This is a genomic window from Afifella marina DSM 2698 (genome assembly GCF_900102695.1).
GTDB classification, from domain to species: domain Bacteria; phylum Pseudomonadota; class Alphaproteobacteria; order Rhizobiales; family Afifellaceae; genus Afifella; species Afifella marina.
Window position 1 is genome coordinate 19,151 of sequence record NZ_FMVW01000009.1, and the last position, 23,449, is coordinate 42,599.

Here is a 23,449-nt window from a genome sequence, read left to right on the forward strand (position 1 = left end):
GAAAATCGACGATGACGGGGGTTGAGAGCGCGGCCGCCATGGCCGGTGGAGTGTACGATCCCGGGAAACCTACAAAGTAGGTGGGCGCCGTTTTGGTCAAGCCCACGGGCGAGACCAGGGACAGCTCCCTTCGAGATCGATAAGGCCCCGGGGAATGTGACTCCTGTCGAACCGGGCAGCCGCGCGAAGGCGAGATATAGGGAGCCCCTGGAGGCTCGGCAAACGAAACCTGACAGACGGGTTTCGATATCCTCCAAAGAACCCCGAACGCAATCAGGGGGTGTGACATCGCAAGGTTTGCACGTGTGGCGGAAGGCGGGGCATCATGCCGCGCCGGCGCGATCGGGCAGCACCCGTCAGAACCGACGCGAGACGCGTTTTCTTCCGGCACTCGTGACCTAGGCTTACGGACAAGCACGACCAGGGAGGCTTAGATGTTTCGAACCATTCTCGTGCCCGCGGATCTTGCCCATGCGGACAAGCTCGAGAGAGCCCTGGAGGCGGCTGCAGGCCTTGCCAAACAACACGGTTCGCGCCTCGTCCTCGTCGGGGTCTCGGCGGTCCTTCCCAGCTCTCTTTCACATAATCCGGCCGAGTTCGCCGAAAGACTTAATGAATTCGCAGCCCGGCAGAGCGATAAGCACGGCGTTACATTTGAGGCCAAGGCGGTGACGAGCCACGATCCGACGCGAGATTTAGACCAGACGTTGAGCGAGCAGGTTCACGAGACGGGCGCCGATCTCGTCGTCATGTCTTCGCATGTGCCCGGTTTTGCCGAGCACGTCTTCTCCTCGCGGGCCGGCTATCTCGCGGCGCACAGCGAGGTTTCCGTCTTCGTCGTTCGCTGAATGAAACGCGATCGGGAGGGGACGGTGCGGCGAAGTCGAAGCTACCAGGAGGTGATTGCCGGCCGAGCCTGCTGAATGTACCAATCGTCGGGGAGGAAACACATATGACAAGCCGTTATCACGAGGTTTACAAGTCCTGGGAAGACGATCCGGAAGCCTTCTGGGCGAAAGCCGGCGAAGAGATCGACTGGTCGAAGCCGGCCGATAAGATCTTCGATCCCGAAATGGGCATGTATGGGCGCTGGTTTGCCGGCGCAGAAACCAACACCTGTTACAATTGCGTCGACCGGCATGTGGAGCGCGGCCGTCCGGGCCAGCCGGCGATCATCTACGACAGCCCCATTACCGGTGCGAAGCGCACGATCACCTATCAGGAGCTCCTCTCCGAGGTGGAGGCTCTGGCCGCAGTGTTGCGCGAGAAGGGCGTCGAGAAGGGCGACCGCGTCATCGTCTACATGCCGATGGTGCCCGAGGCGCTCTTTGCCATGCTCGCCTGCGCCAGGCTCGGCGCCGTGCACTCGGTGGTCTTCGGCGGCTTTGCGGCAAACGAGCTTGCGACGCGCGTCAACGATTGCGAGCCGAAGGCGATCATCTCCGCTTCCTGCGGCATCGAGCCGAATCGGGTGGTGAAATACAAGCCGCTTCTCGATCAGGCCCTCGACGTCGCCCGCCATCAGCCGGAATTCTGCCTGATCGTGCAGCGCGAGCAGGGGCCGTGCGAGCTGACGGAGGGGCGCGACTACGATTACCTGGCGCTCGTCGAGGCGGCCAAGAATGCCGGCACCAAAGTGCCGCCGGTGCCGGTTGCGGCGACCGACCCGCTCTACATCCTCTACACCTCCGGCACGACCGGACGGCCCAAGGGCGTCGTGCGCGACAATGGCGGGCACATGGTGGCGCTCAAATGGTCGATGAAGGCGATCTACGACATCGATCCGGGCGAGGTTTTCTGGGCCGCGTCCGATGTCGGTTGGGTCGTCGGCCATTCCTACATCGTCTATGCGCCGCTTCTGCACGGCTGCACGACGATCGTCTTCGAGGGGAAGCCGGTCGGCACCCCCGACGCCGGCGTCTTCTGGCGCGTCATCGAGGAGCACAAGGTGTCTGCCCTCTTCACGGCGCCGACGGCCTTCCGCGCGATCAAGAAGGAAGATCCGCAGGGCGAGCATGTCGGCCGCTACGATCTCAGCCAGATGCGCACCTTGTTTTTGGCCGGTGAGCGCGCCGATCCCGATACGATCCGCTGGGCGCAGGACCAGCTCGGCGTGCCGGTGATCGACCATTGGTGGCAGACGGAAACGGCCTGGGCGATCGCCGCCAATCCGGCGGGGCTCGGCCTGTTGCCGGTCAAGTACGGCTCGCCCACGGTCGCCATGCCGGGCTACAAGATCGAGATCCTCGACGATGCCGGCCATCCGGTCGCAGCCAACACGCTCGGCAACATCGTCGTCAAACTGCCGCTGCCGCCGGCCTGTCTGCCGACCTTGTGGAATGCCGACGAGCGGTTCCGGGAAAGCTATCTGATGGAGTTTCCGGGCTACTACAAAACGGCCGATGCCGGCATGCTCGACGACGAAGGCTATGTCTACGTCATGTCGCGCACCGACGACATCATCAATGTCGCCGGCCATCGCCTGTCGACGGGCGCGATGGAGGAGGTGCTCTCCAACCATCCGGACGTGGCCGAATGCGCCGTCATCGGTGCCGCCGATGCGCTCAAGGGCCAGATGCCGATGGGCTTCGTCGTCTTGAAATCCGGCCGCGACCGCGATCCGCTGGAGATCCAGAAGGAGTGCATCCGTCTGGTGCGCGAGGAGATCGGACCGGTGGCCGCCTTCAAGACGGTGCATGTCGTGCATCGCCTGCCGAAGACGCGCTCGGGCAAGATCCTGCGTGCCACGATGCGCCACATCGTCGATCACGAGGATTTCCGTATGCCGGCGACGATCGACGATCCGGGCATTCTCGACGAGATCAAGGGCGTCGTGGAGCACGTCGACCAGATGCGGGCGAGCTGAGGCCTTTTCGGGCCGCCAGGGTTTCGCTGGCGGCCTTGATAGGTTCGCTTGAATGACGGTGATGCGGTCGCTTTCGAGCGGCCGCTTTTTTTGTCTGCCGTGCCGTGCGCCTTGTTACGCCGGATCGGAATGGACGAGGCCGTGGTGCTCGCGGCGCACATAGCGCGTCGTCAGAAGCACGGCTGCGGCCGCAAGGCCCGAAGCCAGGCCCCACCAGACCCCGACGCCGCCCCAGTCCAGGACGAAGCCGAGGACGTAGGCAGTCGGCGTGCCGATCACCCAGTAGCTGACGATGGCGATGATCATCGGCATCCGCGTGTCCTTGAGGCCGCGCAGGATGCCGGCAGCCACCGCCTGCAGCGAATCGACGATCTGGAAAACCCCCGCCACCAGGAGCAGCGGCACCGCATAGGCCAGCACCTCGTCGGCATTGATGTTGGCGGGGTCGAGATAAAGCCCGATCAGCTCCTCCGGCAGCAAGCGGAAGGTGATTGCGGCGCCGACCGCGATGGCCGCGCCCATCATCAGCGCAACGGTGCCGGCACGCCCGAGGCCGACCCTGTCGCCGCGCCCGACCGCCAGGCCGACGCGCACCGTGGCCGCGCTCGCCAGTCCGAGCGGAATCATGAAGGTGATCGATGAGATTTGCAGCGCGATGCCGTGGGCGGCGAGCGGCACGGCGCCGAGCCAGCCGATCATCACGGAGGAGGCGGTGAAGAGGCCGACCTCGGCGATGATTGTCGCGCCGATCGGCCAGCCCAGCCGCACGATCTCGCGAAAGCCGTGCCAGTCGGGACGCCAGAACCGGACATAGAGCTCGTAGCGGCGCAACGCTGCCGCTCGTGCCGAATAGGCCGCGAGCAGACCCGCCATCAGGAGATTAGACCCCAAGGTCGCGATCGCCGCGCCTACGAGGCCGAGCGCGGGGGCGCCGAGATGGCCAAAGATCAGGACGTAGTTCAACAGCGCGTTGGTGAGCGCGCCGACGACGATGACAGCGAGCACCAGATAGGCGCGCCCCACCACCGTCAGATAGGAGCGCAGGCCCATGATCAGCAGGCCCGGAAACATCGACCACTGCGCCACATGCATGTAATCGGCCGCCATCGCGGCGAGATCTGGCTCCTGACCGAAGGCGACGAGGATCGCCTCGATCTCCCAGAGCGGGATCATCATCGCCGCGCCGTAGAGCCACAACACCCACAGGCTCATGCGGATCGAGCGGCGCACGCCGCGCGCGTCACCCCGGCCTTCCGCATTGGCGGCGAGCGGCAGCGCGGCCTGGGCGAAGCCGACGCCGAACATGAAGCAGAGGAAGAAGCTCTGGGTGGCAAGCACCGCCGCGGCGAGCTCGCGCGCACCCAGCCAGCCGATCATGACCGTGTCGGTGACGTTCATCGTAATCTGCGCGAGCTGTGCGCCGATCAGCGGCAGGGCCAAGACGGCGGTCGCGCCGGCATGGCCAAGCCATGACAGGTCGCTGCCGCCGGAGATGGCGGCCGGCACTTCGTGTTGGGGACGTGTTCGATTCGCGCGTTGCATGTTTCACCACCAGAAGCCGGGGAGTACATGGCAAGAGCGATGAAAGCCAACCGGCTTTCGGTTGAACAGAAAGGCCGTCTTCAACCACTCGGGCGGAGAAGGCCCGTCTACCCTCGATGTCTGCCCTGGATGTCTGCCCTGGACGGCGAGAGGACGAGCGCTAGGCTAGTAAGCCGGCTCCTCGACCTTCGCGTATCATCCCCCATGACAGACAAAACCTTCACGCCGATCGAAGATCACGCCATCATCGGCGACATGCAGACGGCGGCGCTCGTCGCCCTCGACGGCACGATCGATTTCTTCTGCTATCCGAATTTCGATTCGCCCACCGTTTTCGCCTCGCTCCTCGATCGGGAGAAGGGCGGGCATTTCAAGCTGCATGCGGCCGGCGACGGGCTGCGCTCGCGCCAGCTCTATCTGCCGGACACCAATATCCTCATCACCCGCTTTCAGGGCGACGAGAGCGTGGCGGAGGTTTCCGACTTCATGCCTCTCGACGGGTCGGGGCGGATCGTGCGGCGGGCGAAGGCGATCCAGGGCGATGTCGATTTTACGCTCTCCTGCGCGCCGCGCTTCGATTACGGACGCGGTACGACGAGCGCGGAGGCGATCCCGTACGGGGTCAAATTCTCCGACGGGGAAAGGCAGCTCTTCCTCTATAGCCGTGTCGAGCTCGGCATATCGGAAGGCACGGCAGAGGCGCGGTTCCGCCTGAAAGAGGGCGAGCATGCCTTCGTCGTGCTCTGTCCCGGCCGCGCAGATGCTCCGCCGATCGACGCCGGCTACGTTTCCAGGAGTTTCGTCGAGACGAGCGATTTCTGGCACAATTGGGTGGCGAACGGCCGTTACCCGTCGCGCTGGCGCGATGTCGTGGTGCGCTCCGGGCTCGTCCTGAAACTTCTGACCTCGCAGAAGCACGGCTCGATCGCGGCGGCGGCGACCTTCGGGCTGCCGGAAGTGCCCGGCCACAGCCGCAACTGGGATTACCGCTATTGCTGGGTGCGGGATGCGGCGTTTTCCGTCTACGCCTTCACCCGTCTCGGCCGCTACGAGGAAGCGCATCAGTTCACGACCTTCCTCCTCGGCCTGACCGAGGGACGCGACGATGGCGAGATGCAGATCATGTACGCCATGGACGGGCGGCACGATCTCAAAGAGGTCTCGCTCGACCATCTGGAGGGCTGGCAGAACTCGCAGCCCGTGCGGATCGGCAACGCCGCCTACGAGCAATTGCAGCTCGATATCTATGGCGAGCTTCTCGACACGATCTATGTCGCGGCGAAATCGCTCGGCCAGCCGTCGGTCCGCGCCTGGCGGGAAATCGTCAAGATGCTCGACTGGCTCAAGGAGAACTGGCGCCGGCCGGATGAGGGCATCTGGGAGGTGCGTGGACCGAGGCGGGAATTTCTGTCTTCGCGGCTGATGTCATGGGTGGCCTTCGACCGCGCGGCCCGCATGGCGGTGAAATATTCTCTGGCGGGGCCGGTGGAAGCCTGGCGGGCGGAGCGCGACACCATCTATCGCTCCATCATGGAGGAGTTCTGGGACGAGGAAATCGGTGCCTTCGTGCAGTATAAGGGCTCCAAGACCGTGGACGCCTCCGTGCTCTTGATGCCGCTCGTCCGCTTCATCAATCCCCGCGACCGCTATTGGCTGAGGACGATGCGCGCCGTGGAGCAGCGCCTCGTCAAGGATTGCCTCGTCCTGCGCTACGACGACGAGGCGGAGGGGGCCGAAGACGTCGACGGGCTTTCCGGGCGCGAAGGCGCCTTCACCACCTGCGCCTTCTGGTATGTGGAGGCGCTGGCACGGACGGGCGATCTGCCGCGGGCGCGGCTCATGTTCGAAAAGCTGCTCTCCTACGCCAATCATGTCGGCCTCTATGCGGAAGAGCTCAGCCCGTCCGGGACGCATCTCGGAAATTTCCCGCAGGCGCTCACGCATCTGTCGCTGATTTCAGCGGCCCACTGGCTGGAGCGGGCGCTCGACGGCGATGAGGGAACCCGGTTCGCGGCCTGACGTTCGCCACCCAAGGGGGAAATCTCAACGCAACGCTCCCATCGGGAGACGTTCGACGGAGAGATTTTCCAACGGGACGCGGGACGGTGCGGGATGCCGGCGGCTTCTCATGAGGTGATCAGCCTTCGCGACGGGCCGCTCGGCCGACACCGCTTGCGTCCTTCCACGCATTCACGATCAGGAGGGGCTCAGTGGCAGCTCAGAACGGACTAAGCCTGGAAGGCCAGAACGCCATCGTGACCGGGGCAAGCTCGGGCATCGGGGCGGCCGTTGCGGCGGGGTTGGCGAAGGCAGGTGCCGATGTCGTCATCAACTTCCATTCCGACGAGGAAGGGGCAGAAAAGACCCTCTCCGCCGTCGAGCGAGCGGGAAGCCGGGGCGTCATCATCCGCGGCGATGTCGGCCGCGAGAGCGATGTCAACAAGCTTTTCGATTGCTGCGAAGCGGAGCTCGGTCCGGTCGATATCGTCTTCTCCAATGCCGGCATCCAGCGCGACAGCGCCTTCGCAGAGATGTCGCTCGACGATTGGGAGGCGGTCATTTCCACCAATCTCACCGGCGCCTTTCTGGTCTCCCGCGAGGCGGTCAAACGCTTCCGCAAGAAGGGGCTGCGCGAAGGGGTGAGCCCGGCGCTCGGCAAGATCGTCTTCGATTCCTCCGTCCATCAGCGCATCCCCTGGGCCGGGCGGGTCAATTATGCGGCCTCCAAGGGCGGTGTTTCGCTTCTCATGCAATCGCTCGCGCAGGAGGTGGGGCATGAGAAAATCCGGGTGAACTCCGTCGCGCCCGGCGCGATCGCCACCGACATCAACGCCGATGAGCGCGCCGAGAACGCAGACGCGATCCGCAGCCTCATTCCCTATGGCCGGATCGGCGACCCGGAGGATATCGCGCAGGCCGTCGTCTGGCTCGTCTCGGACGCCGCCGATTATGTGCACGGCCATTGTCTGTTTGCCGATGGCGGCATGACGCTTTATCCCGGCTTTATCGGAAACGGCTGAGGTGACTCGGCCGCGGCCGAAGCGCAGGGCCCCGAACCGGGGCGCCGGGCTGGCCAATGGGGAAGATGCCAATGTCGCTGGAAAACAAGGTCGCCATCGTGACCGGTGGAGCGAAGGGAATTGGGCGTGCCGTCGCCAAGCGCTTCCTGTCTGAGGGCGCGCGGGTGGTCCTCGCCGATATCGACGACGATGCGGGCAGCGCTTCGGTGGAGGCGCTCGGCGACCTCGGGCCTGTGCGCTTCGTGCATTGCGACGTCGCGGAAAAACTGTCGGTGCGCAATCTCCTGGCGACGACGGTCGACGCCTATGGAGACATCGACGTCCTCGTCTCCTGTGCGGCGATCGCGCTCAAGGCGGATTTCCTGGCGCTGACGGAGGAGGAGTTCGACCGCGTCCTCAACGTCAATCTCAAGGGGGCGTTTCTCGTCGGCCAGGCTGTCGCCAAGCGGATGGTGAAACAGATCGAAGCGGGCGGCGATCCGGGCGTCATCATCCATATGAGCTCGGTCAATGCCGTCGTCGCGATCCCCGACCAGGTTCCCTATACGGTGTCCAAGGGGGGCGTGAATCAGCTCACCAAGGTGATGGCGCTCGCGCTTGCGCCGCACGGGATCCGCGTCAACGCGATCGGGCCGGGCTCCATCATGACCGACATGCTGGGGCATGTGGCCGACGATGCCGAAGCGCGCCAGCGCATTTTGACGCGCACGCCGCTGCGTCGTATCGGCGAGCCGAGCGAGGTGGCCGCAGTCGCCGCTTTCCTCGCCTCCGACGATGCAAGCTATATGACTGGGCAGACGGTCTATGTCGACGGCGGGCGGCTGCCGCTCAATTTCACGGTTTCGACCGAGGATTCGTAAGCTGCGCCGTTCCTCCCGGTATTCGCTATGATCGGCCGATGAAGCAGACGATTCGCATCATCGGCATCGATCCCGGGCTGCGCCGCACCGGCTGGGGCGTCGTCGATATGTCCGGGACACGGCTCGCCTTCGTCGCGTCCGGCACGGTGCGCTCCGACGATGGGGGTGCGCTGTGCGACCGGCTGGCGGCGCTCTATGACGGGCTCGTGGCGGTGATTTCCAAGCACGGTCCGGGCGAAGCGGCCGTGGAACACACCTTCGTCAACCGCGATGCGGGTGCCACTTTGAAACTCGGCCAGGCGCGCGGTATCGCGCTTCTGGCGCCGGCGAAGGCGGGGCTCAAAGTGGCGGAATACGCCCCCAACATGGTGAAGAAGTCAGTCGTCGGTGCCGGCCATGCGCAGAAGGGGCAGATCCGCACGATGGTGTCGATCCTGATGCCGAAGGCGACCTTCGACAGCGACGATGCGGCCGACGCGCTTGCCATCGCCATCTGCCACGCGCACCACCGCGGCAGCGTCGTGGCCCAGGCGGAGACGACCTCTGAGGCCGGGGCCAAGAGCCGGCGTGGCGGTCGGGGGATCGAGGCCGCCAAAGGCTCGCGCACCGCGAACGAACACCTTTCGTCGGACGAGCTCATGCGTTTGGTGCGCGGCCGGGGGTGAAGCCCAGGAGAATGCGCCTCGTCGCCTTGCCGGCGTTTCTGTAATGTTCTATTTCTTACCTGAGTAGCATTACAAGGGTGGCACCGATGCGCATGACCTCGAAGGGGCAGGTTACCGTGCCCAAGCACTTACGTGATCTCGCCGGCTTGCGACCGGGCAGTGAGGTTCGCTTCAGCTTTGAGGAAGGCAGAGTTACTCTGAGCAGAGCAGATGCTGAGGAGAGACCGGGCAAAACGCGCGGCGACCGCGCTGTAGAAGCGATCGTTGGCACCAGGACGGTCAATCGTGGGCTCTCGACCGACGAGATCATGCGGCTCATGCGCGGCGATGCGTGACACGCTCGTCGATACGAATGTCCTTCTCGATATTTCGGAGGCGAACCAAGTCTGGTTTGGATGGTCTTCGATGGCGCTGCGCGATGCAGCCAACCGAGGTGAGCTTGTCGTCAATCCGGTGGTCTATTCGGAGCTCGCCAGCGGATATGCACGGCGGGAGGAGCTCGAGGCGATGCTGATGCATGCCAGCATCCGCAAGGAAGAACTCCCCTGGGATGCCGCTTTCATGGCCGGTTTGGTTTACAGGACCTATCGGGGAAAAGGCGGCGAACGGACACGGCCTCTTCCAGATTTTTATATCGGTGCGCATGCTTCGGTCCGAGGCTACCGGCTTCTTACGCGCGACCGCGGCTATTATCGCGGTTATTTCCCAACGATCGAGATCATCTCGCCGGACACCCATCCATGATTGGCAAACTCAAAGGGCGCATCGATTCCTACGGACCCGATTGGGTCATCGTCGATGTCGGCGGCGTCGGCTATGTCGTGCATTGCTCGACGCAGACGCTGCAGGCGCTGCCGTCTCCCGGTGAGGCGGCGACACTTTCGATCGAGACGTATGTGCGCGAGGACCAGATCCGGCTTTTCGGTTTCGCCTCGGATGTGGAGCGCGAATGGTTCCGGCTGTTGAATTCGGTGCAGGGGGTGGGCACGCGGATGGCACTCGGCGTGCTCGGCACGTTGCGGCCGGCCGATCTTTCCTCCGCGATCGCGCTGCAGGACAAGGCGATGATCGCGCGCTCGCCCGGCGTCGGGCCGAAGCTCGCCGGGCGCATCTGTTCGGAGCTCAAGGACAAGGCGCCGGCACTCGGCGGCGGCATCGGCGGGGATCCGTCGCTGTCGCGCCTGCAATCCGATCTCGGCGATCAGGTTGCGCCGCAGCCGATCGCCGATGCGGTTTCGGCGCTCGTCAATCTCGGCTATGCCCAGGCGCAGGCTTCGGCCGCGATCGCCAAGGCGATGCGTGATGCGGGCGAGGGGGCTGAAACCGCGAAATTGATCAGGCTCGGCCTGAAGGAGCTCAGCCAGTGAGCACAGATCGTCTCGTCAGCGCCGATGCGCGCGTCGAAGACAGCGATCCCGACGCCTCGTTCCGGCCGGAGCGGCTTGCCGATTTCGTCGGCCAGGAGAAGGCGCGCGGCAACCTCAAGGTTTTCATCGAGGCGGCGCGGTCGCGCTCGGAGGCGCTCGACCATGTGCTCTTCGTCGGGCCTCCGGGTCTCGGCAAGACGACGCTCGCCCAGATCGTGGCGCGCGAGCTTGGCGTCAATTTCCGCTCCACGTCGGGCCCGGTCATCGCCAAAGCGGGCGATCTCGCAGCCCTTCTCACCAATCTCGACGAGCGCGACGTGCTCTTCATCGACGAGATCCATCGCCTCAATCCGGCGGTGGAAGAAATCCTCTATCCGGCGATGGAAGATTTCGAGCTCGACCTCATCATCGGTGAGGGGCCGGCGGCGCGTTCGGTGAAGATCGATCTCGCGCCCTTCACTCTGATCGGCGCGACCACGCGGCTCGGGCTTTTGACGACGCCGCTCCGCGACCGCTTCGGCATTCCCGTGCGGCTCGATTTCTACACCGAGGCGGAGCTTGAAAAGATCGTGCGGCGGGGCGCACGCATTCTGGGCGCGCCGATTTCCGATGAAGGGGCGAGCGAGATTGCGCGGCGGGCGCGCGGCACACCGCGTGTCGCTGGGCGGCTTCTGCGGCGCGTGCGCGATTTTGCGGCCGTCGACGGGGCGGAGCGGATCGAACGCTCTCTCGCCGACAAGGCGCTTCTGGCACTCGAGGTCGACGCGCGCGGGCTCGATCTCCTCGATCGACGCTATCTCGTCATGATTGCAGAGAATTTCGGCGGCGGCCCGGTCGGGATCGAAACGATTTCGGCAGCCTTATCGGAGCCGCGCGATGCCATCGAAGACATCGTCGAGCCCTATCTGATCCAGCAGGGGTTTATCCAAAGAACGCCGCGGGGACGCCTGCTGACGCCAAGAGCTTTCCAGCATCTGGGCCTTGCCGTGCCGACGCAGGACCGGGCCGCGCAGATGGGGCTTTTTTTGAGTGACGACGATGCTTGACGTTCCCGCCGAGCTTTCCGGCCGGCTGACGGCGGAGGGGCATATCCTCCATCAACGGGTCTATTTCGAAGACACGGATTTTTCGGGCCTCGTCTATCACGCCCGCTATCTGCATTTTCTGGAGAGAGGCCGCTCGGATTTTCTCCGCCTTCTCGGCGTGCATCATCATGAGCTCGCCACGGACGGGCTTGCCTTTGCCGTGCGGCGGATGACCATCGAGTTCGAAAAACCGGCGCGCATTGACGATATCGTGACCGTCCTCACCCGGCCTGAGAAAGTGGGCGGGGCGCGGGTCACGCTGGCGCAGGAGCTGCGCTCAGGCGACGCCATTCTTGTCAAGGCTGTCGTGGAAGCGGCGCTTCTGACCGCGGAAGGGCGTCCGGCGCGCCTGCCGGGGAAAGTGCGAGAGGCCTTGAGCGCCTCTTTCAAACAAAGCCCGTAAAAATTTACGCGGCCAGTCCTCCGAGAGCGACCAGGAAGACGGAGAGGCCGAGTGCAGAAACGACCAAGGTGTCGGTGAAGCGCGAGTCGGTCTCGGTCGGCCGATCTGCAGTCTGATCAAGGCGGGCATCGAAGCGCGACATGGGATTCCTCTTGGCCTCAAGGGCCTGCTGTTTCGAATTCCAAACGCCTTCCGACTCCAACGGTTCCAATCGTTTATGGTGGACAAGAAAAGTATGCTATGAGGACCCGCTCCTAACGGTTCGTTAACCGTGATGATCTCTCATCCTTTAGACTGGTTTCATCGGGGCAGGCTCTCTCAGGCCGTGCTTTTGTCACATTCGGCGGTCAAGAGCCGCCAAGATCGAAAAAGAGCGATCTCATTCCATGGATCAAGTTGCCCAGACAGCGCTCGCCGATCCGGCGGGTGGCTTTTCCCTGCTATCTCTATTCTGGCAGGCGCATATCGTCGTGAAGATCGTCATGCTCGGCCTGCTCGGAGCTTCCGTGTGGTGCTGGGCGATCATCATCGACAAGACGCTGCTTTACCGCCGGATGAAGGGTCAGCTCGACAAGTTCGAGGATACGTTCTGGTCGGGACAGTCCCTCGAACAGCTCTATAACCAGGTGTCGGCGCGCGAAGCGCACGGCATGGCGGCTCTCTTCGTCGCCGCGATGAAAGAGTGGAAGCGCACCTATGAGGGGGGAGCGAAATCGCTCGCCGGCCTCGGGCAGCGCATCGACCGGGTGATGGATGTCACGATCGCACGTGAGGTCGACCGGCTCGAACGGCGGCTCCTGGTGCTCGCGACCGTCGGCTCGGCCGGCCCGTTCATCGGGCTTTTCGGCACGGTGTGGGGCATCATGACCTCGTTTCAGGCGATCGCGGCCTCCAAGAACACCAATCTCGCCGTCGTGGCGCCCGGCATCGCCGAAGCGCTTCTTGCGACGGCCTTCGGCCTGTTCGCCGCCATTCCGGCGGTCATGTTCTACAATAAGTTCGCCAGCCAGGTTTCCCGGCTCGCCACCCGCATGGAAGGTTTTGCCGACGAATTCGCGGCGATCCTGTCGCGCCAGATCGACGAGCGGAGAGCGGCCTGATGGGCGCCGGGATGATCGCACCGAGCAGGGGCGGCAGCAGCCGCCATCGTCTGCGCCGCCGCCATGCGCTGGTGGCGGAGATCAACGTCACGCCGTTCGTCGACGTCATGCTGGTGTTGTTGATCATCTTCATGGTGGCGGCGCCGCTTCTCACCGTCGGCGTGCCGATCGACCTGCCGGAAACGCAGGCGAAGGCGATGGATGCCGACACGGAGCCCTTGACGGTGTCGGTCAATGCCGATGGATCGATCTATCTGCAGGAGCAGGAGGTGTCGTCCGATAAGCTCGTGGCGACGCTGCAGGCGCTCGCCAAGAACGGGCTCAACGAGCGCATCTTCGTGCGCGGCGATCGCAATGCCGATTACGGCACGATCATGCGGGTGATGGGCCGTCTCAATGCGGCCGGCTATCGCAGGATCGGTCTCGTCACCCTGCAAGAGACTGATGGGTAAGGAATGCGTGTCGGCCTCGGCGTCTCACTTGCGGCTCACCTGGCGCTGATCTCGCTCGGGCTCTTCGCGTTTCCGGACGCGAAGCCTTTCAGCGTGGATCACACGGAAGCCTTGCCTGTCGATCTCGTGCCGATTTCCGAAGTGACCGATCTTCTCGCCGGCTCCAAGACGGCGAAGCCGAAGCCCGACGAAAAGCCTCAACCCAAGCCCCAGGCCAAGGCCGATCGGCCGGACCCGAAGCCGGCGGAAAAGCCGGCGCCGAAGCCGATCGAGGCCGTCAAAGAACCGACGCCACGACCGACGCCAAAGGTTGAGGAAAAGCCGAAACCGGAAGAGACCAAGGTCGCCTCGGTGCCGCCGGAACCAGAGCCCGAGCCGGATCCTGCTCCACTTCCCGATGCGCAGCCGGAGAAGGCGCCGGAAGCGACGCCGCAAGAGGCGGCGCCTGCGCTCGACACCCTGCCGAAGATGCGCCCGACGCCGCCCAAGGACATCAAACCGCCGAAGCCGGCAGAGACAAAACCCGCACCGGAAAAGCCCGTCCCGGAGAAGCCGAAGGTGACGCAAAAGCCCGAACCGAAGCGGGATTTCCGGCCCGACGACATTGCCGCTCTTCTCGACAAGCGCGATCCGACGGGGGGCGGTGACCCTGATCCGTCACCCGATCCCCAGACGTTCGGCGCGCGCGAGGGGAAGGCCGAGGCGGCGATGACGCAAAGCGAGATCGAGGCGCTGAAAGCGCGGCTTTATCAGTGCTGGAACCCGCCCATCGGCGTGCGTCAGGCGGGTGGGCTCCGGGTGACGGTCGCCATCAGCCTGCAGCCGGACGGAACGCTTGCTGCACCGCCCCGTCCGGTCGGCGGCGGTTTCGACGAGCTTTCCCGGGTCGCGATGGAGAGCGCCATCCGCGCCGTTCACGAATGCGCCCCTTACGACATACTACCGCCAGAGAAATACTCCTTGTGGCGGGATATCGAATTCACCTTCGACCCGAGCGAAATGCTCGGCGGATGAGATTTGACGGAGCTTCACGCCCATGTCCTTTACCGACCGCTTGAGAAGTCGGGCTTTCCCCTTCGCCATCGCCGCAGCGCTCGCCCAGTTCGCGCTGGTTGGCGCTCTTATTGGCAGCGCATCGGCGCAGCTGCGCGTCGACATCACGCGCGGCACGATCCAGCCGATGCCGATCGCCATTCCGACTTTCGTCGGGACAGGCGGCCAGCCCGACCAGCTCAGCCAGCAGATATCCGACGTCATCACCGCGGATTTGAAGAATTCGGGGCTGTTCGCCCCGGTCGATCCGGCCGCCTTCATCCAGCCGACGATCCCGCCGGACGTGACGCCCGATTTCGCCAATTGGCGTCCGCTCAACGCGCAGGCGCTCGTGTCCGGGCGGGTCGAGGCGACTGCGGACGGACGCGTGCAGGCGGAATTTCGCCTCTGGGATATTTTTGCCGGCCGGCAGCTGACGGGCCAGCAATTCGTGGCGAGCCCCGACAATTGGCGGCGGGTGGCGCATATCATCGCCGATGCGATCTATGAGCGCCTGACCGGCGAGAAGGGCTATTTCGACACCCGCATCGTCTTCGTCGACGAATCCGGTTCAAAGGAACAGCGCATCAAGCGGCTGGCGCTCATGGACCAGGACGGCGCCAATGTGCGCTATCTGACCGACGGCAGCGATCTCGTGCTGACGCCGCGCTTTTCGCCCACGCGCCAGGAAATCACCTATGCGGCTCTTTCGGGCGATCAGTGGCAGGTGTTTCTCCTCAACACGGAGAACGGGCAGCGGGAGAAGATCGGCAATTTCTCCAATATGACCTTCTCGCCGCGGTTTTCTCCGGACGGTCAGAAGGTGGTTCTGTCGCTCGCCCAGGGCGGCAATTCCAACATCTATCTGCTCGATCTCAGAAACCGGCAGATGACGCGGCTGACCGATTCGCCGTCGATCGATACGGCGCCGTCGTTTTCGCCGGACGGACAGCGCATCGTCTTTGAATCCGATCGTGGCGGCACGCAGCAGCTTTATGTGATGGGGGCGAATGGCGGCCCGGCGGAGCGGATCTCGTTCGGGCAGGGACGCTATGCAACCCCCGTCTGGTCGCCGCGCGGCGATCTCATCGCCTTCACCAAGCAGGAAGGCGGCCGCTTCGGCATCGGCGTCATGGCTCCGGACGGATCCGGCGAGCGGGTCATAACGGAAGGCTTCCATAACGAAGGGCCGACCTGGGCGCCGAACGGCCGCGTGTTGATGTTCTTCCGCGACCAGTCCGGCGGCGCCGGCCCGCAGCTTCTTTCCGTCGACATCACCGGCTACAACGAGCGCGTCGTGCCGACGCCGAATTATGCCTCCGATCCGGCGTGGAGCCCGCTTCTCGATTGATGCTGGCAGCCCGGCGCCGGAGGGCAGGCAAATTCCATGAGTTCATATTGCGACGAGCGCCTGGCGGGTCTTTACGATCTGCTCAATCCGCCGGGCGAGGATACGCGCTTCTATATTCAGCTTGCCGGGCAGCTCAAAAGGCAGCCCGAGGGAGAGCCTCAAGCGCAGGGTGACGAACAGGGCGGCGGACGCGAGCCGCTTGCGATCCTCGATATCGGTTGCGGCACGGGCGCCCTGGCGCGTGCGCTTGCCAGACGCGGGCACAAGGTGACGGCGGCCGATCCGGCGCCGGCGATGCTGGCGGTTGCCCGCCGCGGTGCGGGGGCGGAGCGCGTCGAATGGGTGGAGGGCGATGCCACCACCCGTCACGCGGCGGCGCCGTTCGATCTCGTCCTGATGACCGGACACACCTTCCAGTGCCTGTTGAGCGATGAAGGGATCGAAGCCGCGTTAACGGCGGTGCGCGAGCAGCTTTCTGCGGGCGGCCGGTTCGCTTTCGAAAGCCGCAATCCGATCGTCGAGGGCTGGCGGCAATGGACGCCCGGGCGCAGCCGTCGCCTCATTCGTCCGATCGGCAGTGCGAGCGTGGAGACCTATCTGTCCCTGGTCTCTGCGGAAGACGACATCATTGGCTACCGCACGCATCTGCGTTTTCCCGGCGAAGAAGAAGTCATCCTCGAAGATCACGTGCGCTTCACATCGTGCGATCTTCTCAAGGAGAAACTGGCCGAGGCAGGATTTTCGGATGTGAACCTCTACGGCTCCTTTGATCGCAGCGCCTTCGGCCCGAAGAGCCCGGAGATCGTCGTCGTTGCCGGATAAGGCCTCGCCGATCGGCAATTGAGGCGTCAAACCTTCGCTTTTGTGGCCGAAAAGGTGCGCGGCCGCCAAGCTTCCGCCGCATTCGGTGGCCACCGCTCTTCCTCGGACATTTTGTTTTGCGTCGCCCTTCTGTCTGCGTTCACGCCTTCTTAACCCTAATCGTTCACGAGGCCTTAACCCTGTCAGGGTTATCAAAGCCTTTCGATTCCACTAGGAGCTTGCGGCGATGAGCTTTCGCCTGAATATCCGCATTCTAGCTGCCGCGCTTGGCGCAGCCCTTCTTCTGACGGCTGGCGGTTGCGCCAACCAGCAAAAGGCGTTGGATCTTGCCGGTTCTGGATCAGGTGCAGGGGCGGCAACGCCCGGCAGCCCGCAGGACTTCCAGGTCAATGTCGGTGACCGTGTCTTCTTCATCGTCGATTCCTCGTCCCTGACGCCGGAAGCACGGGCGACGCTCGACCGCCAGGCGGTGTGGCTGAACCAGTATCCAAATTATACCGTCACGGTCGAAGGCCACGCCGACGAGCGCGGCACGCGCGAATACAACCTCGCCCTCGGCGCCCGGCGCGCGGCGGCAACCCGCGATTATCTCGCGTCGCGTGGCGTCAATCCGGGCCGCATGCGGACGATTTCCTACGGCAAGGAGCGCCCGGTCGCGGTCTGCGATGCGGCTTCGTGCTGGAACCAGAACCGTCGTGCAGTGACGGTGGTGGGCGGCGCCGGCAGCTGATCGCCGTCGCAACCCTGCCACAGAGGTTAAGAAAAGGCGGCCACGGCCGCCTTTTTTGCGTTCTTGTCACAAGTGTCGAAGTTTGGCCGAATTGATCTGGAGGTGGTGGAGCCTCACTCAGTCATGCTAGCGACCTTGTCATGAGCGGACGTATTCTTTTTGTTTTTGCCGGCCTTCTCCTTTTCCCGGGCCTTGCCCAGGCGCAAAGCCCGCAGGAGATCGGCCAGATGCGGCTCTATATCCAGCAGCTGGAAGAGCGTGTGCGCCAGCTGACCGGTGAGGTGGAGCAACTTCAGCACGAGCTGCAGGTCACCCGCCGTCAGGCCGGTATCGCCGGCCCGCCGCAAGGCGGTGAAGACGCACCGATGGACCAGAGCTTCGGCTGGAACGGCGGCCAGACGGGTGCCCAGCCGAATGCCGGCCAGCAATTCGGGCCGCGCTCGAACACTTATGGTGGGGCCACCTATGGCGGTGCGACCGGCGGCAGCGTCAATCCTTCCGACAATTCGAGCAGTGTGGCGGGAGCCCCGCCGCAGGATCTTGGCACGGTGGGCATCTCGCCTGATGATCCGCGCATTGCGCAGGATGGCGAGGGCGGCTTCGATGCCGGTGCGCCGATCGATCTTTCGACGCTTGCGGGCGGCGGTCCGGAGGGACCTGCCCCGGCCGTCGGTCCCGTCGACGACATGGGCAGCGGCGCCGAACAGCCGCAGGGGCCGGCGCTCGCCTCTCTGTCCGGCGATCCGAGGCAGGACTACGATTTTGCCTATGGCTATATCCTGACCGGCGATTATTCCGAGGCGGAGCGGAGTTTTGCCGCCTGGCTGGAGCGTTTCCCCAACGAGGCTCAAGCGAACGATGCGCGCTTCTGGCTCGGCGAGAGCCAGCTGCAGCAGAATAAGGACCGGGCGGCGGCCAATACGTTTCTGGAGCTCTACAAGACCGCTCCGAAAAGCCGGAAGGCGCCCGACGCTTTGATGAAGCTCGGCATCGCTCTTGCCGCGCTCGGCGAAAAGGACGCTGCCTGTGCCACCTTCGACGAAGTCGGCCGCAAATACCCGGACGCCTCCGGCGCACTCACCAACCGCGTTGCAGCAGAAGCGAAACGCGCCGGCTGCTGAGGGCGCGATCGATGCGGCTGCGGCTGAACCGCTCCTCGGCGACTGGCTCGACCGGGGAGCGCTGATCGCAGTCTCCGGCGGCCCGGATTCCATGGCGCTGATGGCGCTTGCGGCGGAGGTTGCCGCTGGTCGCGGAGCTCCGGTGCCGCAGGTCTTCACCTTCGATCACGGCCTGCGGCCGGAAAGTGCCGACGAGGCGCGGATGGTGGGGGAGGTGTGCACGCGGCTTCGCCTTCGGCACCATGTGCGCCGCTGGGACGAGGCGGAGCGGCCGCAAAGCGGGATCGCGGCAGCTGCCCGGCTGGCGCGCTATGCGGCGGCGGTCGACGTGGCGACGATGTCTGGTTGCGGCTCCATCCTGACGGCCCATCACGCCGACGATCAGGCCGAGACGGTGCTGATGCGCATGGCACGCACCGCAGAGCCGCGCGCGCTCAGAGGGATCGAACCCGCGCTGAGACGGGAGGGGTGGCCGACGATCGCGCGGCCGTTTCTGCAAGTCTCGAAGGCCCGCCTGCGTTTGAGCGCGGAGGCGCTGGAGCTGCCTTTTTGCGATGATCCGACGAATTCTGACCCCGCGCAGGAGCGGGCGCGTGTGCGCCTTGCCGCGCCGGAGCTTTGTGCGATCGGGCTGACGGCCGAACGGCTCTCCGCCTTCGCCGCACGCGAAGGCCATCTTTACACAATGTTCGAGCGCACGGCCCTTCAGGCCGCCGAAAGCGGCAAGGTCGACGAGTTCGGCGCCATCACGATTTCGCGACCCTTTTCGATGCGCCGGGAGATGGATTTCGAAGCCTGGCTCGCCTTGCTGCGACGCTTGTTGATGGCCGCCTCGGGACGCGTGGCGACGCCCTCGCGAGAGGCGCTTCTTTCGCTCGACGAGAGGGCGACAGAGGGCGTGACGGGAGGGCTCGCAGGCGTCTTTGCGGTGACGCTGCATGGCGCTTGCCTTCATTTCAGCGAAGATCAACTGGTGGTCAGCCGCGAATGGGGCCGGCAGGGGCCGGCCGATCAGTGCCTGCAGGCCGGACGCGGCGTGGTCTTCGACGGGCGCTATATCGTCGCGCCGCATGCGCTCGCCGGTGATGGAACGCTGGTTCGCGGCTTCGGGCGGTGCGGGCGCGGCAATCCGTTCGAGCGCACAATGCCGGCGCTGTTTGCCGAGGACACCTGCATCGCCGTTCCGCCGCTCCTTGCCGCCAAGGCGGAGGCCGGATGCCGCACAGATCTCAGCATTCGACAAATTGTCGAAGACCGGCTTCGCGATCCCCATATAGGTGGTCTCTACGACCGGTTGATGGTGGAAAATCGCTTGCCGCCAAGACCGGCCGAGATGCACAATATCAATTAGTTGAGCGCGGGACGGCCTCATCGCCTTGCCGGAAGCTGGCGTTTGCAGGCCGCGCTCCGTTTCTGTGCCTTCACATCAACCCCCTCGCAACCTATCTAGGGGATGTTTGACAGAACGCCCTCACGGATCCGGCGCCGGAAGCGCTATCGGGGAAAGCCAGAATGAACCAAAATTTCCGGAATTTCGCGCTGTGGATCGTGATCCTGCTCCTCTTGGTGGCGCTCTTTAACTTGTTTCAGAGCCCGTCTCGCCAGGGAACGACGCAGGAAATCACTTATTCGCAGTTCCGCAGCGAAGCGATCGACGGCAACATCAAGAACGTCACGATCAGCGGCCAGCAGATTACTGGCACCTATAGCGACGGCAAGCGCTTTACCACTTACGCGCCAGACAATTCAGAATATGTGACGCTGCTCGAAGAGAAGGGCGTTACCATCAAGGCCGAGCCTGACGAGAGCGAGATGTCGTTCTTCTCGGTGTTGATTTCCTGGTTCCCGATGCTGCTTCTCATTGCGGTGTGGATCTTCTTCATGCGGCAGATGCAGGGCGCCGGCGGCAGAGCCATGGGCTTTGGCAAGTCCAAGGCCAAGCTTCTGACCGAAGCGCATGGCCGCGTGACCTTCGAGGACGTGGCCGGTGTCGACGAAGCCAAGGAAGACCTTGAAGAGATCGTCGAATTCCTGCGCGATCCGCAGAAATTCCAGCGGCTCGGCGGCCGTATTCCCCGCGGCGTCCTGCTCGTCGGCCCTCCGGGCACCGGTAAGACGCTGATCGCCCGCGCCGTGGCGGGTGAGGCGGGCGTGCCCTTCTTCACCATTTCCGGTTCCGACTTCGTCGAGATGTTCGTGGGCGTCGGTGCAAGCCGCGTGCGCGATATGTTCGAGCAGGCGAAGAAGAACGCGCCGTGCATCATCTTCATCGACGAAATCGACGCCGTCGGCCGGCATCGTGGCGCAGGCCTCGGCGGCGGCAACGACGAGCGCGAGCAGACGCTCAACCAGCTGCTCGTCGAGATGGACGGCTTCGAGGCGAATGAAGGCATCATCCTGATCGCGGCCACCAACCGTCCGGACGTTCTCGACCCCGCGCTTCTGCGTCCGGGCCGCTTCGACCGTCAGGTCGTGGTGCCGAATCCGGACGTCGTTGGCCGCGAGAAGATCCTGAAGGTGCATGCGCGCAAGGTGCCGCTCGCGCCCGACGTCAATCTCAAGACGGTGGCGCGCGGGACGCCGGGCTTCTCCGGTGCCGATCTCATGAACCTCGTGAACGAGGCGGCGCTGCTTGCAGCACGACGCGGCAAGCGGCTCGTGACGATGCTCGAGTTCGAAGACGCCAAGGACAAGGTGATGATGGGTGCCGAACGGCGCACGCTCGTCATGACCGAGGACGAGAAGCGGCTGACGGCCTATCACGAGGGCGGCCACGCCATCGTGGCGCTCAACGTGCCCTCGACCGATCCCGTCCACAAGGCGACGATCATCCCGCGCGGACGTGCCCTCGGCATGGTCATGCAATTGCCGGAGCGCGATCAGCTCTCCATGACCTACCAGCAGATGACCTCACGGCTCGCCATCATGATGGGCGGCCGCGTGGCGGAGGAGATCACCTTCGGCCACGACCGGGTCACCTCCGGTGCGGCCTCCGATATCGAGCAGGCGACGAAGCTTGCTCGGGCGATGGTGACGCGCTGGGGCTTCTCCGAAGAGCTCGGACGGGTCGCCTATGGCGACAACCAGGAAGAGGTCTTCCTCGGCCATTCGGTGGCGCGCCAGCAGAACATCTCCGAGCAGACGGCGCAGAAGATCGACGGCGAAGTCCGCCGCCTCGTCGACGAAGGCTACGACAAGGCACGTGAGATCCTGACCACGCATCACGATCAGCTGGAGACGCTGGCGCAGGGGCTGTTGGAGTTCGAAACCCTTTCGGGTGAAGAAATCCGCGCGCTCCTCAACGGCAAGCGTCCGGTGCGCGAGGATCCGAGCGACGATCTTCCGCCGGCCAAGGGTTCGGCCGTTCCGACGACCGGATCGCGGCCGCGTCCGGGCAACGATGGCGGGCTGGAGCCGCAACCGACGTGATATAATCTGGAGTCTGTTGCAACTTCGCAGCAGGCTCGCTGATATATTCGTATACACAAAGTGAGGCCCGGAGATCGCTCCGGGCCTTTATTATTCCTTGAGGAAAATGCGGCACCGTTTCGTTTTTCGACGGTGCAGACCGAACGAGCCGGAGCGCGAGCAACCGCGCAGCGCAGGAGAGGGCGCAGGCAAGCATGACACGAAGCTATTTCGGAACCGACGGCATCCGCGGCACGGCGAACGCCTTCCCGATGACGCCGGAGATCGCCATGAAGGTGGCGCAGGCGATCGGCCTCTATTACCGCAACGGCCATCGCCAACGCGTTGTCATCGGCAAGGATACGAGGCTGTCCGGCTATATGCTGGAGAATGCGCTGGTCGCCGGCTTCACCTCCGTCGGTGTCGACGTGTTTCTGCTCGGGCCGATCCCGACGCCCGCGGTTGCCATGCTGACGCGCTCCATGCGCGCCGATTACGGCGTCATGATTTCCGCTTCTCACAATCCGTTCGACGACAACGGCATCAAGATTTTCGGGCCGGAAGGCTTCAAGCTCTCCGACGAGGTCGAAGCGGCGATCGAAGAGCTTGTCGAATCCGACCTGTCGCGCCGGCTTGCCGGGCCGCGCGAGCTCGGCCGTGCCAAGCGTGTCGATGGTGTCGTCGACCGTTACATCGAATTTGCCAAGCGCACCCTGCCGCGCCACCTAGACTTCGACGGGCTGCGGGTCGTCATCGACTGCGCCAACGGTGCCGCCTACAAATCCGCCCCGAACGTTTTGTGGGAGCTCGGTGCGGAAGTGATCCCGATCGGCATCGAGCCGGACGGCTTCAACATCAACCGCGATGTCGGCTCCACCTCGCCGGCGGCGCTTGCGCGCAAAGTGCATGAGGTGCGCGCCGATCTCGGCATTGCGCTCGACGGCGACGCCGACCGCGTCGTCATCGTCGATGAAAAGGGCAACGAGGTCGATGGCGATCAATTGATGGCCGTCGTGGCGTCCTACTGGCAGGCCGAGGAACGGCTCGCCGGGAACGGTATCGTCGCCACCATCATGTCCAATCTCGGTCTTGAGCGCTTCCTCGGCGGGCTCGGCCTGTCGCTGGCGCGCACGCCCGTCGGCGACCGCTATGTCTCCGAATATATGCGCCAGCACGGCTTCAATGTCGGCGGCGAGCAATCCGGCCATATCATCCTGTCGGATTATACGACGACGGGCGACGGTCTCGTGGCCGCACTGCAGGTGCTTGCCGTCGTCTGCAAGGAGGCGAAGCCGGTCAGCGAAGTCTGCCACCGCTTCGATCCCGTGCCTCAGGTGAAGAAGAATATCCGCTACAAGGGCAATCTGCCCTTGGAGCAGGAGCAGGTGCAGAAACTGATTATCGCGGCGCAGACGAAGCTTGGAAATTCCGGGCGTCTCGTCATTCGCCCCTCCGGCACGGAGCCCGTGATCCGGGTGATGGGCGAGGGTGACGACCGCGATGTCGTCAATTCCGTCGTCGACGATATCGTCTCCGTGTTGCAGACTGCGGCCTGAGCACGCAATTCCTGCAAAGCTGCCATTCTCTTATGGCTTGCGACACAAGGACGGCGCGACGCAAACGAC

The 23,449-nt window shown here is 64.2% G+C and carries 22 protein-coding genes, 1 other RNA gene and 1 pseudogene; 21 read left to right on the forward strand and 3 right to left on the reverse strand.

The window, feature by feature from the left end; translation table 11 throughout:
- Positions 1-26: 26 nt before the first annotated feature.
- Positions 27-185, reverse strand: a non-coding RNA gene (gene ssrS / locus BLP76_RS15665) — 6S RNA.
- A gap of 249 nt (positions 186-434) precedes the next feature.
- Between ssrS and BLP76_RS15670 the strand changes: the two genes are divergently transcribed.
- Positions 435-848, forward strand: a complete 414-nt coding sequence (locus BLP76_RS15670; protein ID WP_092815510.1) for a universal stress protein — start codon at positions 435-437, stop codon at positions 846-848.
- 104 nt (positions 849-952) lie between these two features.
- Positions 953-2,866 (forward strand): propionyl-CoA synthetase, encoded by a 1,914-nt coding sequence (locus BLP76_RS15675; protein WP_092815513.1) that lies wholly within the window; start codon positions 953-955, stop codon positions 2,864-2,866.
- A 114-nt stretch (positions 2,867-2,980) separates the two neighbouring features.
- Here BLP76_RS15675 and BLP76_RS15680 read toward each other — a convergent pair whose 3' ends face one another.
- Positions 2,981-4,408 (reverse strand): MATE family efflux transporter, encoded by a 1,428-nt coding sequence (locus BLP76_RS15680; RefSeq protein ID WP_092815516.1) that lies wholly within the window; start codon positions 4,406-4,408, stop codon positions 2,981-2,983.
- 204 nt (positions 4,409-4,612) lie between these two features.
- On the opposite strand from BLP76_RS15680, the gene BLP76_RS15685 reads away from it, so the two are divergent.
- The 9 genes and pseudogenes from BLP76_RS15685 to ybgC all read left to right on the forward strand — a co-directional run bounded on the left by BLP76_RS15685 (position 4,613) and on the right by ybgC (position 11,808).
- Positions 4,613-6,427: a glycoside hydrolase family 15 protein gene (locus BLP76_RS15685; protein ID WP_092815519.1), complete on the forward strand. Its 1,815-nt coding sequence runs from the start codon at positions 4,613-4,615 to the stop codon at positions 6,425-6,427.
- Positions 6,428-6,618: 191 nt separating this feature from the next.
- Positions 6,619-7,428 (forward strand): SDR family oxidoreductase, encoded by an 810-nt coding sequence (locus tag BLP76_RS15690; RefSeq protein WP_092815522.1) that lies wholly within the window; start codon positions 6,619-6,621, stop codon positions 7,426-7,428.
- A gap of 71 nt (positions 7,429-7,499) precedes the next feature.
- Positions 7,500-8,288, forward strand: a complete 789-nt coding sequence (locus tag BLP76_RS15695) for an SDR family NAD(P)-dependent oxidoreductase (protein ID WP_092815525.1) — start codon at positions 7,500-7,502, stop codon at positions 8,286-8,288.
- Positions 8,289-8,326: 38 nt separating this feature from the next.
- Positions 8,327-8,818 (forward strand): annotated as a pseudogene (gene ruvC, locus BLP76_RS15700) (crossover junction endodeoxyribonuclease RuvC); the annotation flags it as partial.
- Between the two features lie 221 nt (positions 8,819-9,039).
- Positions 9,040-9,288, forward strand: a complete 249-nt coding sequence (locus BLP76_RS15705) for an AbrB/MazE/SpoVT family DNA-binding domain-containing protein (protein WP_092815531.1) — start codon at positions 9,040-9,042, stop codon at positions 9,286-9,288.
- Entirely contained in the window at positions 9,281-9,697 is a 417-nt protein-coding gene (locus tag BLP76_RS15710; RefSeq protein ID WP_092815534.1) for a type II toxin-antitoxin system VapC family toxin, read from the forward strand. Before BLP76_RS15705 ends, BLP76_RS15710 begins: the two co-directional genes overlap by 8 nt.
- Positions 9,694-10,320 carry a Holliday junction branch migration protein RuvA gene (gene ruvA, locus BLP76_RS15715; protein WP_092815537.1) on the forward strand — a complete coding sequence of 209 codons (627 nt, stop codon included), beginning with the start codon at positions 9,694-9,696 and terminating at the stop codon, positions 10,318-10,320. The genes BLP76_RS15710 and ruvA overlap by 4 nt, the downstream gene beginning before the upstream one ends.
- On the forward strand, positions 10,317-11,366 hold the full coding sequence (ruvB, locus tag BLP76_RS15720; RefSeq protein ID WP_171904417.1) for a Holliday junction branch migration DNA helicase RuvB: 1,050 nt from the start codon (positions 10,317-10,319) through the stop codon (positions 11,364-11,366). Before ruvA ends, ruvB begins: the two co-directional genes overlap by 4 nt.
- The gene (gene ybgC / locus BLP76_RS15725) at positions 11,359-11,808 is read left to right on the forward strand and encodes a tol-pal system-associated acyl-CoA thioesterase (protein ID WP_092815913.1); all 450 of its coding nucleotides are present in this window, start codon (positions 11,359-11,361) and stop codon (positions 11,806-11,808) included. Before ruvB ends, ybgC begins: the two co-directional genes overlap by 8 nt.
- A gap of 4 nt (positions 11,809-11,812) precedes the next feature.
- Here ybgC and BLP76_RS18845 read toward each other — a convergent pair whose 3' ends face one another.
- Positions 11,813-11,950 carry a hypothetical protein gene (locus BLP76_RS18845; protein ID WP_170130504.1) on the reverse strand — a complete coding sequence of 46 codons (138 nt, stop codon included), beginning with the start codon at positions 11,948-11,950 and terminating at the stop codon, positions 11,813-11,815.
- Positions 11,951-12,194: 244 nt separating this feature from the next.
- On the opposite strand from BLP76_RS18845, the gene tolQ reads away from it, so the two are divergent.
- The 10 genes from tolQ (at position 12,195) to glmM (ending at position 23,380) form a co-directional block, all read left to right on the forward strand.
- Positions 12,195-12,908, forward strand: coding sequence for a protein TolQ (tolQ, locus tag BLP76_RS15730; RefSeq protein WP_092815542.1), 714 nt, complete (start codon positions 12,195-12,197; stop codon positions 12,906-12,908).
- Positions 12,908-13,360, forward strand: a complete 453-nt coding sequence (gene tolR, locus BLP76_RS15735; RefSeq protein ID WP_092815545.1) for a protein TolR — start codon at positions 12,908-12,910, stop codon at positions 13,358-13,360. The genes tolQ and tolR overlap by 1 nt, the downstream gene beginning before the upstream one ends.
- A 3-nt stretch (positions 13,361-13,363) precedes the next feature.
- Positions 13,364-14,374, forward strand: a complete 1,011-nt coding sequence (locus BLP76_RS15740; protein WP_092815548.1) for a cell envelope integrity TolA family protein — start codon at positions 13,364-13,366, stop codon at positions 14,372-14,374.
- A 22-nt stretch (positions 14,375-14,396) separates the two neighbouring features.
- On the forward strand, positions 14,397-15,743 hold the full coding sequence (tolB, locus tag BLP76_RS15745) for a Tol-Pal system beta propeller repeat protein TolB (RefSeq protein WP_092815551.1): 1,347 nt from the start codon (positions 14,397-14,399) through the stop codon (positions 15,741-15,743).
- Positions 15,744-15,779: 36 nt separating this feature from the next.
- Positions 15,780-16,565: a class I SAM-dependent methyltransferase gene (locus tag BLP76_RS15750; RefSeq protein ID WP_092815554.1), complete on the forward strand. Its 786-nt coding sequence runs from the start codon at positions 15,780-15,782 to the stop codon at positions 16,563-16,565.
- Between the two features lie 226 nt (positions 16,566-16,791).
- Positions 16,792-17,295: a peptidoglycan-associated lipoprotein Pal gene (gene pal / locus BLP76_RS15755; RefSeq protein WP_092815557.1), complete on the forward strand. Its 504-nt coding sequence runs from the start codon at positions 16,792-16,794 to the stop codon at positions 17,293-17,295.
- Between the two features lie 140 nt (positions 17,296-17,435).
- Positions 17,436-18,416: a tol-pal system protein YbgF gene (ybgF, locus tag BLP76_RS15760; protein WP_092815560.1), complete on the forward strand. Its 981-nt coding sequence runs from the start codon at positions 17,436-17,438 to the stop codon at positions 18,414-18,416.
- Positions 18,385-19,767: a tRNA lysidine(34) synthetase TilS gene (gene tilS, locus BLP76_RS15765; protein WP_092815562.1), complete on the forward strand. Its 1,383-nt coding sequence runs from the start codon at positions 18,385-18,387 to the stop codon at positions 19,765-19,767. The genes ybgF and tilS overlap by 32 nt, the downstream gene beginning before the upstream one ends.
- A gap of 161 nt (positions 19,768-19,928) precedes the next feature.
- A complete protein-coding gene (ftsH, locus tag BLP76_RS15770; RefSeq protein ID WP_092815565.1) occupies positions 19,929-21,845 on the forward strand; it encodes an ATP-dependent zinc metalloprotease FtsH in 1,917 nt (638 codons plus the stop codon).
- Between the two features lie 194 nt (positions 21,846-22,039).
- Positions 22,040-23,380, forward strand: a complete 1,341-nt coding sequence (glmM, locus tag BLP76_RS15775) for a phosphoglucosamine mutase (protein WP_092815568.1) — start codon at positions 22,040-22,042, stop codon at positions 23,378-23,380.
- Positions 23,381-23,449 lie beyond the last annotated feature (69 nt).